This window comes from Microbacterium sp. As-52 (assembly GCF_049949185.1).
Lineage (GTDB): Bacteria > Actinomycetota > Actinomycetes > Actinomycetales > Microbacteriaceae > Microbacterium > Microbacterium maritypicum_A.
This window is the reverse complement of record NZ_CP188171.1, coordinates 2,360,495-2,374,232: the sequence shown is the minus strand read 5'-3', so window position 1 is coordinate 2,374,232 and position 13,738 is coordinate 2,360,495. Positions and strand designations below refer to the sequence as shown.

At 68.8% G+C, this 13,738-nt stretch carries 13 protein-coding genes; 8 read left to right on the top strand and 5 right to left on the bottom strand.

Annotated elements, in window-relative coordinates; genetic code table 11:
* Positions 1–29: 29 nt before the first annotated feature.
* Entirely contained in the window at positions 30–1,082 is a 1,053-nt protein-coding gene (locus tag ACLFA2_RS11380) for an EamA family transporter (protein WP_426621333.1), read from the bottom strand.
* Positions 1,083–1,121: 39 nt separating this feature from the next.
* On the opposite strand from ACLFA2_RS11380, the gene ACLFA2_RS11375 reads away from it, so the two are divergent.
* The 7 genes from ACLFA2_RS11375 (at position 1,122) to ACLFA2_RS11345 (ending at position 7,354) form a co-directional block, all read left to right on the top strand.
* Positions 1,122–1,658, top strand: a complete 537-nt coding sequence (locus ACLFA2_RS11375) for a CGNR zinc finger domain-containing protein (RefSeq protein WP_021200323.1) — start codon at positions 1,122–1,124, stop codon at positions 1,656–1,658.
* Positions 1,659–1,989: 331 nt separating this feature from the next.
* Complete coding sequence (locus tag ACLFA2_RS11370; protein ID WP_021200322.1) at positions 1,990–2,565, top strand: glucose-6-phosphate isomerase family protein; 576 nt, start codon at positions 1,990–1,992, stop codon at positions 2,563–2,565.
* Positions 2,566–2,574: 9 nt separating this feature from the next.
* Complete coding sequence (gene xylB / locus ACLFA2_RS11365) at positions 2,575–4,065, top strand: xylulokinase (RefSeq protein WP_426621332.1); 1,491 nt, start codon at positions 2,575–2,577, stop codon at positions 4,063–4,065.
* On the top strand, positions 4,041–5,048 hold the full coding sequence (locus tag ACLFA2_RS11360; RefSeq protein ID WP_167255386.1) for a phosphoglycerate dehydrogenase: 1,008 nt from the start codon (positions 4,041–4,043) through the stop codon (positions 5,046–5,048). The genes xylB and ACLFA2_RS11360 overlap by 25 nt, the downstream gene beginning before the upstream one ends.
* Entirely contained in the window at positions 5,045–6,004 is a 960-nt protein-coding gene (locus tag ACLFA2_RS11355; RefSeq protein WP_136024036.1) for a shikimate dehydrogenase family protein, read from the top strand. The genes ACLFA2_RS11360 and ACLFA2_RS11355 overlap by 4 nt, the downstream gene beginning before the upstream one ends.
* On the top strand, positions 6,004–6,975 hold the full coding sequence (locus tag ACLFA2_RS11350) for a phosphotriesterase family protein (protein WP_426621331.1): 972 nt from the start codon (positions 6,004–6,006) through the stop codon (positions 6,973–6,975). The genes ACLFA2_RS11355 and ACLFA2_RS11350 overlap by 1 nt, the downstream gene beginning before the upstream one ends.
* A gap of 82 nt (positions 6,976–7,057) precedes the next feature.
* Positions 7,058–7,354, top strand: coding sequence for a putative quinol monooxygenase (locus ACLFA2_RS11345; RefSeq protein ID WP_426621330.1), 297 nt, complete (start codon positions 7,058–7,060; stop codon positions 7,352–7,354).
* Between the two features lie 292 nt (positions 7,355–7,646).
* Here ACLFA2_RS11345 and ACLFA2_RS11340 read toward each other — a convergent pair whose 3' ends face one another.
* The 4 genes from ACLFA2_RS11340 to ACLFA2_RS11325 form a co-directional block, all read right to left on the bottom strand.
* Positions 7,647–8,648, bottom strand: a complete 1,002-nt coding sequence (locus ACLFA2_RS11340) for an ABC transporter substrate-binding protein (protein ID WP_021198327.1) — start codon at positions 8,646–8,648, stop codon at positions 7,647–7,649.
* A 155-nt stretch (positions 8,649–8,803) separates the two neighbouring features.
* Entirely contained in the window at positions 8,804–9,838 is a 1,035-nt protein-coding gene (locus ACLFA2_RS11335) for an ABC transporter permease (protein WP_029258495.1), read from the bottom strand.
* Positions 9,838–11,340 (bottom strand): sugar ABC transporter ATP-binding protein, encoded by a 1,503-nt coding sequence (locus ACLFA2_RS11330; RefSeq protein WP_021198325.1) that lies wholly within the window; start codon positions 11,338–11,340, stop codon positions 9,838–9,840. The genes ACLFA2_RS11335 and ACLFA2_RS11330 overlap by 1 nt, the downstream gene beginning before the upstream one ends.
* Before the next feature lie 188 nt (positions 11,341–11,528).
* Positions 11,529–12,398, bottom strand: coding sequence for a sugar phosphate isomerase/epimerase family protein (locus tag ACLFA2_RS11325; RefSeq protein WP_021198324.1), 870 nt, complete (start codon positions 12,396–12,398; stop codon positions 11,529–11,531).
* A gap of 211 nt (positions 12,399–12,609) precedes the next feature.
* Here ACLFA2_RS11325 and ACLFA2_RS11320 point away from each other — a divergent pair, with 211 nt between their 5' ends.
* Positions 12,610–13,611, top strand: coding sequence for a LacI family DNA-binding transcriptional regulator (locus ACLFA2_RS11320; RefSeq protein WP_426621329.1), 1,002 nt, complete (start codon positions 12,610–12,612; stop codon positions 13,609–13,611).
* Positions 13,612–13,738: the final 127 nt, after the last annotated feature.

Here is a 13,738-nt window from a genome sequence, read left to right as displayed (position 1 = left end):
CAGTGTATACATAAAGCCAGGCTGCGGGCTCAGAACTCTTCCTCGGCCCGCTTCCCGTATACATTATCGGCCGCGGACATCGGCTCCACAGGCACCGGCCCCACAGGCACCGGCTCCACAGGCACCGGCTCCACGAACTCCGGCGCCGCGGGTTCGCCCAGCTTGACGACCACCACACCCACGAGCACCAGCACGCCACCGAGCGCCTGCAGCAGGTCGGGGAGCTGTCCGAGCAGCAGCCAGCCGAACAGGAGCGCGGCGACCACCTCGGCGAGCGCCACGAACGAGGCGAGTCGCGACCCCAGCATCCGCGTCGAGGCGATGCCGAGCAGGTACGCGAGCGCGGTCGCGACGACGCCCATCGCCAGCACCGGCACGAACCAGGGCACACTGCCGAACCGGTAGGCGATGTCGTCGGTCGTCCACCGGATCGGCAGCACACCGATCGCGCCGGCCACGGTGAGCCCGAGCGCGCCGAGCAGCAGACCGCTGCCGGCGAGAGCGATCGGCGGCAGCCCCGTGTCGGCTTTGGCCGAGAGCACGAAGTACGTCGCCGCCCCCACCATGGCCCCGAGCGCCCACAGGATACCGGCCACGTTGACGTCGGCGCCGGTGAGGATGTCGAGCATGAGCACCAGTCCGACGAAGGCGATGGCCGCACCGATGATGCTCCGTCGTGTCGGACGCTCCCCCCGCCGCAACCAGAGCCACAGCAGCACCGCGATCGGAGCGGTGTACTCGATGAGCAGCGCCAGTCCGACATCCATGACCGCGACGGCCTGGAAGTAGAAGAGCTGGGTCGCGGCGACTGCCAGCAGTCCATAGGCGAGGATCATGCCCGCGTTGCGCCGCAGCAGCCCCCACCGTCCGCGCAGGGACAGGATCGCGGGGATCAGCAGTACGAGCGCGGCGACCCAGATGCGCGCGGTGACCGCGGCACCGGGCGTCCATCCCGCATCGATGAGCCCGCGCGCCCATCCACCCGACATTCCGAAGGCGAAAGCCGCGGCGATCGCCAGCGGCAGCCCGAGGCGCACCCCGCGGGCGGAGGCGACCGCCCTGTCACTGCTCACCGTGCTCATGATCGATGACGCTACTCGCGCGCGCTGTAAGATGTCAACATGATCTTCACCGATGACACGGAGGAGGCGCTGCGGTCCGCCGTCTGGCTGGTGAACTCCGCCGAACAGCCAGACACACTGACCGACCTCGACGATGAAGACACGTTCCTCCGCGAGTTCCCGTACACCGGGCGCCTCGACCGCGACGAGCTCGAGGTGGCGTCGCTGCGCGAGCTGCGTCCACGCCTGCGCACCATGCTGCTGGCACCGCGCGACGAGATGGCCGCGCACGTCAACGACGCCCTTGCGGAATCACGCCTCACCCCGGCTCTGCGCCGGCATGACGGCGTGGATTGGCACCTGCACGCCGTCGCCGACGAGCAGCCCTTCGCCGAGCGCATCCTGATCGAGACCGCGATGGCGCTGATCGACGTCATCCGCGCCGACGAGGGGTCGCGTCTCACCGTGTGCGAGGACGACACCTGCCGATCGATCGCCCTCGACCTCTCGCGCAACCGCTCGAAGCGGTACTGCTCGACCACGTGCGCGAACCGCAACGCCGTCGCCGCCTACCGAGCGAGGCTCGCGGCCGAGTGACCCGGCACTGACTCCGACGCCTTCCCCCCGGCTGCGCGCTCCGGCCCCGGCTGACCCCGCGTTCCGGTCGCACTTCCTGCCGGGTTTTTCCCGATCAGGCGGCACCAACTGCGACCGGAGCAGCAGTAACCGGCACCAACCGCGACCGGAGGACCAGCAGCCGGCACCAACTGCGACCGGAAGACCACCGCCGACCGCCGCACCGCGCGCAGATGCGCGCCGCGGATCGCGCGCGGGAGCGATCCGCTCTGGACGCCACCTGTCATAACAGGTACAGTGAACCTGTCATTACAGGTTGCGCAGCGCCGCAGCACCGTTACGAGGAGCACCGATGCCCGAGTTCCATACCCCGCCGATCTCTCCGATGGCGATCGCCTTCGACGCCGAGAAGCTCACGCTCTCCCCCGAGGGCCCGACCCTCACCCGGCGGATGTCCGACCTCGAGGGGCTCTTCCTCGACGCAGATGCCTGGGCTGCGGCATCGGCCGGCGAGAACCCCGTGGTCTACACGGTCGTCAGCTCCCCCGTGCCCGAGATCGACCGCGAGCTGCCGCAGTCGATCACCACGATCATGCCCGGCGACACCTCCGGCGAGCTCTGGATGACTAAGGGCCACCAGCACCCGGACCACCAGGGCGAGATCTACCTGGCGTTGAAGGGGCAGGGCGGACTGCTGATGTTCGACGGCGAGCGCACCGAGTGGCTCGACATGCTCCCTGGCACGATCGGCTACATCCCTCCGGGCTGGGCTCACCGTTCCGTCAACACCGGCGACGAGCCCTACGCCTTCCTCGCGGTGTACCCGGGAGGAGCAGGACACGACTACGGCTGGGTGCTCGAGCACGGCATGGGCTCGCGCGCCTACCGCGGAGCCTCCGGCGTCGACCTGCGTCCCTACGCGGAATAGGCTCCGGCCATGATCATCGCGCACGACCTGGGCACCACCGGGAACAAGGCGTCGCTGCACCACGATGACGGCCGTCTCGTCGCCTCGGTCACCGTCCCCTACCCCGCGCACTTCGCCGCGGGCGGGGTCGCCGAGCAGCATCCCGCCGACTGGTGGGATGCGGTCGTCGCCGCCACGCGCGATCTGATCGCCCGCACCGGCACGGCCCCGACCGACATCGCCGGACTCGTGGTGAGCGGCCAGATGATGGGTGCCGTGCTGCTCGACGCCCATGGTGAACCCGCACGCCCGGCGATCATCTGGGCCGACACCAGGGCCGGCGCGCAGCAGCGCGAGCTCGAGGCCGCGATCGGCGCCGAACGCGCGTATGGCATCCTGGGCCACCGCCTCAACCCCACCTACTCCGTCGAGAAGGTCATGTGGGTGCGCGACAACGAGCCCGACACCTGGGCGCGCGTGCGACGCGTCTGCGTCGCGAAGGACTTCATCGTGCTGCGCCTGACCGGGCGCCTCGCGACCGATCGCTCCGACGCGTCGGGCACGAACGCCTACGACCAGGCCACGGGCACGTGGTCGGACGAGGTGCTGCAGGCTGCGCGCCTCGACCCGGCGTTGTTCCCCGAGATCCTGGAATCCACGCAGATCGCCGGCACGTTGACGGATGCCGCAGCCGACGCCCTCGGCCTCCCCGCGAGCGTGCGTGTGGTGATGGGCGGCGGCGACGGCCCGATGGCCGCCGTCGGCTCGGGTGTCGTCGCGCCGGAGGACGGCCCCTACGTCTGCCTGGGCACATCGTCGTGGATCTCGTTCGCGGCCGACGCCCCGCTGCACGACCCTGCGATGCGTACCTTCACATTCGACAACGTCGTGCCAGGCTCGTTCGTGCCGACCGCCACCATGCAGGCCGGCGGCGCCTCGGTGCAGTGGATCGCCGAGGCCCTCTCCCCCGATCCGGCGCACCCCGAGACCGGACGACTGACGGCCGAGGCCTCCGCCGACGTCGACACCGACGATCTCTACTTCCTCCCTTATCTGCTCGGCGAGCGCTCTCCGATGTGGGATCCGGAGGCGCGGGGCGCATTCGTCGGCCTCGCCCGCCACCACGCCAGGGCGCACCTCGTGCGGGCCGTGCTGGAGGGCACCGCGTTCAACCTGCTCAGCTGCATCCAGGCGTTCCGCGAAGCCGGCGCCGTGATCGACCGCATCGACGCGGTCGGCGGCGGAGCCCAGAGCGACGTGTACCTCTCGGTGCTCGCCGACGTGTGGGGTGTGCCCGTGCGCCGCCGGACGATCGTCGAAGAGGCGAACAGCCTCGGCGCCGCGGTGACCGCCGCGGTCGGGCTCCGCCTCACCGACTTCTCGGCCGCCCGCGCCCTGAGCGAGGTCACGGCCGAGTTCATTCCGGATGCGGCACGTCACGCCGTCTATGCCGAGCGGCACGCCCGCTTCGCCGACGCCTACACGGCTCTCGCGCCGTGGTTCGCCGGACGGCCGCGCTGATGGGCGTCATCCTCGTCACCAGCCGCTCGTTCTCCGACGGCGACCTCGACCTGGTCGAGCGCGCGGCGCAGGCGGGTCACCGCATCCTGCGCGGGCCTGCCCACCACGACCTCGACGAGCTGCGGTCGCTGCTGCACGGTGCCGACGCCTGGATAGCCGGCACCGGGTCCGTCACCGACGCGCATCTCGCCGCGGCCCCGAAACTCAAGGTCGTCGCCCGCTATGGTGTCGGCACCGAGTCCGTCGATCTCGACGCCGCGCGCGACCGCGGCATCCCGGTGACCAACACCCCCGGTGCCAACGCCGACGCGGTCGCCGACCATGCGGTCGGACTGATGCTCGCCGCCCTCCGCTTCGTGCCCGACGGCGACCGCCGCGTGCGCGCGGGCGACTGGGGTGTGCGGCGTGGTCGCGAGCTCGGCGCCGCCACGGTCGGCATCGTCGGCTTCGGGCGCATCGGCCAGGGCGTCGCCGCACGGCTGAGCGGCTTCGGACCGCGCGTGCTGGCGGCCGATCCGTTCCTTCCCGACGATGTCGTGCGGGAGCGGGGTGCGGAGCCCGTCTCGCTCGGCGACCTGTTCCGCGCGGCCGACGTGATCACCCTGCACGCTCCGGGCGGGCAGCGGCTCGTCGACGCCGAGCGCCTCGCCGGCATGCGACCGGGAACCGTGCTGGTCAACACCGCCCGCGGCGACCTGATCGACGAAGCCGCCGTGGCACAGGCGCTGCACGACCGCATCCTCGCCGGCTACGCGGCCGACACCCTCGACGGCGATACCGCGGCGCACGACAGCCCGCTGCTCGCGCCGGAACTCGCCGACCGCGTGATCGTCACCCCGCACCTGGGCGCACAGACCACGCAGGCGGTCGACAACATGGGGTCCCTGTCGCTCGCTGACGTGATCGCGGTCCTCTCCGGCGCCGAGCCCGCCCACCCCGTCCCCAGCCCCGTCCCCGTCGCCGTCCCCGAGGAGACCCGATGACCACCACCGCCGACGTCGTCGCCACCGCACACGCTCCGGCATCCGCCGACTACATGGGCTTCGTCGGGGTGACCACCGCGTCGTCGTCGATCATGAAGGTCTTCCCCCTGTGGGCCGACATCCTGGACCTGCCGACGCGCACCCTGGTCGGCCACGACCTGCCGATGGATGCCGAGCCCGAGCAGTACCGCGCCATGGTCGAGCAGATCCGCGACGACCCCCATCACCGCGGCGCGCTCGTCACCACGCACAAGATGAACGTGTACGCCGCGGCATCCGACCTGTTCGACGAGCTCGACCCGTTCGCGGTGTCGTGCTCCGAGATCTCCAGCATCGCGAAGCGCGGCACGGTCCTGTCAGGGCGGGCGAAGGATCCGATCACCGTCGACCTGGCCCTGAACGACTTCCTTCCCGCCGATCACTTCGCTCGAACGGGCGGTGCGGTCGTGATCCTCGGGGCCGGTGGATCGGGCACCGCGCTGAGCTGGGCACTGGCCGAGCGGGCCGACGCCCCGTCGAAGATCACGGTCACCGCCCGCACACAGGACAAGCTCGACCACCTGCGCGAGGTGCACCGTCAGCACGGCACCCGCGAGGGCCTGATCGAGTACGTCGTGACGGCGACCCCCGCAGACGCCGATGCCCTGGTGGCTGCGGCCCCCGCAGGATCGGTGATCGCGAACGCGACCGGTCTCGGCAAGGACCGCCCCGGCTCGCCCCTGACCGACGCCGTGGTGTTCCCCGAGGGGGCGTACGCATGGGAGTTCAACTACCGCGGCTCGCTCGAGTTCCTGCACCAGGCCGAGGCTCAGGCATCCGCCCGCGGGCTGCACGTGGTCGACGGGTGGCGCTACTTCATCCATGGCTGGTCGCAGGTGGTGGCCGACGTGTTCGAGCTCGACCTCACGCCCGACGTCGTCGAACGGCTCGCCGAGGCCGCGGAGTCGGTGCGCTGATGCCCACCGTCGTCCGAACCGTGCTCGGCGACATCGCCCCTGCGCTCCTCGGGCGGGTGGACTATCACGAGCACCTGTTCCAGGTGACTCCGCTGCTGCCGGGCGACGAACTCGACGACGAGAAGGCCTCGGGCGAAGAAGCCGCCCTGCTGCAGGCGAGCGGGTTCGAGACGATGGTGGATGCCACGCCGTTCGGTCTCGCGCGCGACCCCGCACCCCTCGCCCGGATCAGCGCCTCGACCGGACTGCACATCGTCGCGACGACCGGACGACACCGGGAGGCCCACTACGGCGCGGACCATCCGATGCAGGTGTGGACCGCCGACCGTCTGGCCGCCCTCTTCATCGCCGACATCATGCGCGGCATGCCCGCCGACGACGGGGAGATCTTCGAGACACCCGAGGCGCCCCTCGCCGCGGCACCCGATGGCAGCCCCGTGCGCGCAGGTCTCCTCAAGGGCGGCGCCGACTACTGGCGCATCAGCCCGTTCGAGCGCACCACCCTGATCGCCGTGGCCGAGGCGCACCGCGCGACGGGCGCCCCGGTCATGGTGCATCTGGAGTTCGGCACGGCAGCCCACGAGGTGCTCGACCTGCTCGGGGCCGAGGGCGTGTCCGCCGACCGTGTCGTGCTGGCGCACGCCGACCGCGACCCCGACCCCGGGCTGCACGCGTCGCTCGCCGAACGCGGTGCCCACCTCGGGTACGACGGCTTCGCGCGTCCGCGCACCCGCTCCGACGCCGAACTGCTCGCCCTGACCGTCGCGGTGGTCGAGCGTGGTGCCGGCGACCGGATCGTGCTCGGCGGCGACGTCGCCCGGCGCACGAGGTACATCGCGTACGGCGGCATGCCCGGACTCGCCTACCTCGGCGACCGCTACCTCCCGCGCCTCCGCGCGGCCGTGGGAGACGAGGCCGTGCATCGAATGCTCGTGTCCACCCCGGCGCGGTTGCTGACCCTCTCGCCCTGACCCTGCCGCCCTGATCCGCGCCCTGAGCACGAGCATGGCCATGAGCATCCGCTTCCACCCCCGACACCCCCGAGGAGACACCGTGTCCGAGCCGACCATCCTGCACGCCACGTTCACCGCCCAGCCCGGAGCCGGCGATCGCGTGGCCGCCCTGGTGCGTGACTTCGCCGAGGTCGTGCGCGCCGAGGAGGGCAACATCGTCTTCGATGCGACCCGGCTCGTCGACGACCCCGACCGCTTCTTCGTCTACGAGGTCTACCGCGACGAGGCGGCCTTCCAGGCGCACATCGCCGCCCCCGCCGGAGTCCCCTTCAACGCGGCGTTGCAGGAGCTCATCGTCGAGCCGTCGTCGCAGCTCACCTTCCTCCGCCGCCTCTGACGGCCCCACGCCGTCACGCGGCGCCGTGTCGCCGTGGCACGCCGTCCGTGACCATGCGGGGTGAGACCTCCGTGTGGGTGGGACCGCCGCGCGCGCTCCCGGCCTCTCCGCCCTGTTCACCTGTCGGAGGAATGCACGCATGTCGGAGGAATCGCCGGCGTCCGCTCCTGCATCCGGGAGACCTTCCGACATCCGGCACACGTGCACACCACACGCACACAGCACACGCACACACCCCGGACACGAAGAAGCCCCCCACCCGAAGGTGAGGGGCTTCTTCATGCATGCGGTGTCACTCGTAGAGCACAGCGGCGATCTTCGGGTCGTCGATGTTGCTCTTGTCGTACCAGTACGAACCGGTGTCGTAGAACTTCTCGACGTCCTTGCCGTTGGCGGCGTCGTAGGCCGCCTGCACGACCTGGGCGCCGATGCCGATCGGGTCCTGCGTGATGGCACCGGCCATGGTGCCGTCCTTGATGGCGTTGATCTGTGCGGCACCGGAGTCGAAGCCGACGATGGTGATCTTGCCCTTCTCGAGGCCCAGCTCGTTCACGGCGTTCACGACGCCGATGGCCGAGCCCTCGTTGGTGCCGTAGATGCCCTTGAGGTCGGGGTGTGCCGCGATCAGGGTCTTGGCGATGTCAGCCGACTTGAGGTGGTCGCCGTCGCCGTACTGGATGTCGACGATCTCGATGTCGGGGTAGTCCGCCTTGATCTTGTCGACGAAGCCGTCGCGACGCTCGACACCGGTCGAGTTGATCTGCGAGTGGCCGACGATCGCGACCTGTCCTTCGCCGCCGATCAGGTCGGCCATGTGCTCGGCAGCGAGCGCACCGGCGACCTTGCTGTCGGTGGCCGACAGGCTGAGCCCGACGTCACCGTTGCAGGGGGCGTCGAAGTAGACGACGGGGATGTCCTTCGCCTTGGCCTGCTCGAGCGGAGCGACGCACGCCTCGGGGTCGAGGGCGGCGTAGGCGATGGCGTCCGGGTTCTTGTCGATCGCAGCGGTCAGCATCTCGAGCTGGCCGGCGATCTCGGTCTCGGCTGCGGGGCCCTCGAACGTGATCTTCACGCCGAGCTCCTTCGCCTTGTCCTCTGCACCCTTCTTCACGGCCTGCCAGAACTGGTGCTGGAAGCCCTTCGAGACCATGGCGATGTACATCTCGCCGTCGTTGCTGCCGCCGCTGCTCGAGCCTTCCTCGATCACGTCGCCGCCACCGCCGGCACAGCCGGCGAACACCAGTGCGGATGCGGCCACGAGGGCCACGAGTGCGGTCTTCTTCCCGAATTTCATGAAAACTCCATTGTTTGGGTACGGCTCGGTTTGTTCTGTGTGGATGCCGGACGGGCCGGCGCTGTGGACATTCCAGGTGCCTGTGCGGATGTCTCCGCGGAGCCGGCCGGAGCCGGAGGACGACGACGGGCACGGGTTTCGCCGCCGCCCAGGTCTCAGGTGCGCTGTCGGTTGCGGAGCGAGTCGAGGAACACCGCGAGCAGCACGACCACGCCGACGACGATGTTCTGCCACTCGGGCTGGATCGACATGATGCGCAGGCCGTTCACGAGCACGCTCATGATGAGCGCGCCGATCACGGTGCCGAGGATCGATCCGCGTCCGCCCAGCAGCGAGGTGCCGCCGATGATGACTGCGGCGATCGCCTGCAGTTCGTATCCGGTGCCGATCTGCGGCTGGGCCGAGTCGAGGCGGGAGGCGATGACGATGCCCGCGACGCCGGTGAACGCCCCGGCGAACATGTAGATCAGGATCGTCCAGCGACGCGTGTTGACACCCGAGAGGCGCGTGGCCTCTTCGTTCGATCCGATCGCGAACGTGTAGCGGCCGAGCAGCGTCTTCGACAGCACCAGGTAGGCGATGATCGCGAGCACGGCGGTGACGAGCACGGCGTTCGGGATGCCGGGGATGATCACGCCGAGGGCGATCTTCTTGAAGTCGGGGGCCGAGGTGGAGAAGTAGATCGGTGCGACCCCCGAGATCACGAGGGCGAGGCCGCCGGCGATCATCATCATCGCGAGGGTGGCGATGAACGGAGGAAGCCGGAGGAACGTGATGTTCACGCCGTTGACGAGTCCCATCAGCACACCGGTCAGGATGCCGCCGATGACGCCGACCCACACCGGGAGCCCCATGTTCGTCACGAACACACCCGTCATCACGGCGCAGAGCGCCATCCCGGTGCCGATCGACAGGTCGATGCCGCCGGTGATGATGACGAAGGTGGTGCCGAGGGCGAGGATGCCGATGACGGCCGTCGACAGCAGCACGGTGGCGATGTTGCTGAAGGTGAAGAAGTTGGGGCTGGCGATCGAGAAGAAGATGATCAGCACGATGAGCGTGCCGAACGCCAGCGACTGCTGGAACTGACGCTTCAGGAACGCCCCGACGTCCCTCTTGTCCGTGTTCTCGTTCACGGCGGTCTGGATGATCGTCGTCGTCGACGATCCGGGCTGCTGCGGAGCGCTCATCAGTCTTCCTCCCCGTGGGCTGCGAGTTGCATGATCTTCTCCTGGCTTGCTTCCTCGTTGCGGAGCGTCCCGGTGATGCGACCGTTGGCGAAGACCGCGATGCGGTTCGCCACACGGAGGATCTCCGGGAGCTCGGATGAGATGACGATGATGGATTTGCCTGCGTCAGCGAGCTGCTGCATGAGGCGGTAGATCTCCTCCTTCGCGCCGACGTCGATCCCTCTGGTCGGCTCGTCGAAGATGAGGATGTCGCAGTCGCGCATCAGCCACCGGGCGATGACGACCTTCTGCTGGTTCCCTCCGGAGAGGAGCTTGACGACCTGGTTGACCGATGGCGTCTTCACGCGCAGTTGCTGCACGTACTCCTTGGTACGGTTCTTCGCCTTGCTGTCGCCCATCCAGCCGATCGCATTGGCGTAGGAGCCGAGCGAGGCGAGCACGGTGTTGAACGTCACGTCCTGCTCGAGCATGAGTCCGAGGAGCTTGCGGTCCTCCGAGAGGTATCCGACACCGTGGTGCACGGCATCCGCCGGCTGGGCGATGCGCACCGCGCGACCGTCGATGGCGATCGTGCCGCTGTCGCGGTGGTCGGCACCGATGACCGCACGGGCGGTCTCGGTGCGACCGGCGCCCATGAGCCCGGCGAAGCCGAGGATCTCGCCCTTGTGCAACTGGAACGAGACGTCTTTCAAGAGGCTCTTGGTCGACAGACCCTGCACTTCGAGGACCACGGGGTCGTTCGCGTGCTCGCGGGCCTGGGGGCGGGTCCCCTCGTCGATCACACGCCCGACCATCATCTCGATGATCGTCGGGATGGTGATCTCGGACTTGTCGAGTGATCCGATGTATGTGCCGTCACGCAGGACGGTCACGCGGTCGGCCAGACGGCGCAGCTCGTCCATGCGGTGCGAGATGTAGACGATCCCGGTGCCGCGCGCCTTGAGCTGCTCGATCAGCACGAAGAGCGTCTCGACCTCGGTGTCGGTGAGGGCCGAGGTGGGCTCGTCCATGATGAGGACCTTGGCGTTGAAGGACAGCGCCTTGGCGATCTCGACCATCTGCTGCTCGGCCACCGTGAGCTCGCCGACGAGCTGACGGGGGTTCAGGTGGATGTCGAGGCGCTGCAGCAGGTCGGCGGTCTGCGCGTTGAGCTTGCGCTCCGACAGGAACGGCCCCGTGGTGGGCTCTCGCCCCACGTAGATGTTCTGCGCGACGGTCAGATCGGGCATCAGGTTGAGCTCCTGATGGATGATCGTGATGCCGAGCTCCTGCGCCTGGAGGGGGCTCGTGAGCTCGACCTCCTGACCCTCGAACGTGATCGTGCCCTCGTCCTTGGTGTAGATCCCGGAGAGGATCTTCATCAGGGTCGACTTTCCCGCGCCGTTCTCGCCCACGAGCACGAGCACCTCGCCGGCGTGCACCTCGAGGTGCACGTCTTTCAGCGCCTGCACGCCGGGGAATCCTTTGCTGATCCCCTCGACCCGGAGGATGGGTCCACTCATGCGCTCACCTGCTTCCTTGAAGGTTCTGCTTCGACGTCGACGGATCATTCCGTCGCAAACATCGGATCAATTCTGCGTCCTACGCTACGGGCAGCGCAAGTTGTATCTAAATGTATCTAATGACGGCCGGATGGGGAAGACCTGTAATGACATCTTGATCTTCCGATGCTCCCCCGGCCGGATTCCACTCAGTGGAGGCGGATCGACTCGACCGCGACGAGCTTGTCGCGGATGTACGCGTTCGCGTGGGCGCCGAGTTCGACGTTGTCGTTCCAGAGGTTGCGCCAGATGCCGAGCATGCGGCTGAGGTCGGGGGCGACGACCGCCGACGAGAACGACTCGAAGACGATCGGACCGTCGTAGCCGATGCGGCTGAGCGCCTTGAAGAACGTGTCGAAGTCGACCGTCCCGGTCCCGAGATAGCCACGGTGGCTCTCACCGATGTGCACGTAGCGCAGGGCAGGGGCGGCATCGAGGACCGGCGCGAACATATCCGACTCCTCGATGTTCATGTGGTACGTGTCGATGTGGATCCCGAGGTTCGGCCGATCGACCTCGGCGACGTACTCCAGAGCCTGCCTCGCCGTGTTCAGCACGTTGGTCTCGTAGCGGTTCACGACCTCGAGCGCGACGGAGACCCCCCGTTCGGCGGCATGGTCGGCGACCCGCGCGATCGCGGCCTTGCTGCTCGCGAGCCCTTCGGCCGTCACCGGCGCCATGTACTTCTTCATGGCGCTGTAGATCACCCCGCAGAAGTGCTGACCCCCCAGATCCGCGAGCACGTCGACGGCTTTCAGGAGCAGGGCTTCGCCGGCCGCGACGATCGCGGGGTCGGAGCTGGTGACGTCGGTCGCCTCGGAGAGTCCGAGCGAGGCGCTGACGGCGAGGTCGTATTCCTCCAACGCATCCTTCGCGACCGAGACGTCGAACGAGAACGGGTCCATCAGCGGGAACTCGATGAGGTCGAAACCCGCCTCCTTGGTCTTGCGCACCGCCAGACGGATGCCCTCGGCATCGAAGTTCCCCGTCCAGACGAGCCCGTGGCAGCCGATGTTCATGAGACCTCTCCCAGCGGGTGTGCGGCACCGTCGCCGTCCGGGGTTGGCACGTGCCAACCCCGGTGTGCGAGTCACGCTACGTCGGGCGGACGAGGCCTGTCAAGAACTTTCTTGGCACGTTGCAACTCCTCCGATATCCTGAGGCCGCCGACGTGGTCAGGAGCCCCGACCGACGCGGCGACGATGAAGACAAAGATGACGAAGGAGCCCCATGCCCGCGAGCGTCAAGGACGTCGCCGCCCTCGCCGGAGTCTCCTCTTCCACTGTCTCCAACTACCTCAACCATCCGCACGTGCTCGGAGCCGCGACGCGGGAGCGGGTGCGCGCGGCGGTCGAACAACTCGGCTTCGTGCCGAACGAATCCGCCCGGCAGCTGCGTGCAGGATCGAGCAAGGCTCTCGCGCTCATCCTGCTCGACGCCTGGCTGCCCTATTTCCACGACCTCTCGCGTGGGGTCGAAGACGTGGCGCGAGAGGGCGGCTGGTCGCTGTTCTTCAGCAACAGCAATCGCGACGACGCGCAGGAGCGGCGCAACCTCGACATGTTCGAGGCGCACCGGGTGCAGGGCATCGTCATCTATCCGCTCGGCGACGTGGTGCCGCGCCTGGAGGGGCTCGCCGATCGCGGCATCCGTTCGGTCGTCGTGGGCCCGATCCCCGACTCGTCGAAGATCGCCTCCGTGCTGTTCGACGACCGCGCCGGGGGGCGGCTCGCCGGCGAGCATCTCGTCGGACTCGGGCGAGAGCACATCCTGTTCCTCGGCAATCCGGCCGTGAGTCAGTCGAACGACCGCCTGGCCGGGCTACGCGAAGCGGTGGCCGGCACCGACGTGACGGTATCCACGAGCGAGGTACCGCACCTGGCGACAGAGGACGGCCTGCAGGCCGGCGCGCAGATCATCGCGATGCCCGCCTCCGAACGACCCGACGCCGTGTTCGCGGCGAACGACATGGTGGCGCTCGGTGTGCTCACCACGCTGCTGCGCCACGGCATCCGCGTGCCCGAGGAGATCGCGCTGGTCGGCTTCGACGACGTGGCGCAGGCCCATCAGAGCGTCGTACCGCTCACGAGCGTGCGGCAGCCCGGCTACGAGATCGGCCGTGCCGCCGGGGCCGCCCTGCTGCAGCAGCTCGCCGATCCCTCGGCACCCCCGCCCGCGACGACGCCGTTCCCCGCCGAGCTCATCGTGCGGGAGTCGACCGTCGGTCGCTGAACTCGGCGTTCACAACTCCCGGTGTTCACAACTCCCGGGTGTTCACAACTCCGGAGAAGAGAGCAGCTCAGAGTCGAAACGGCCGATCCGGCCGCCTCCGCCGACGCCGTTCCCGGGTGGTGAACGG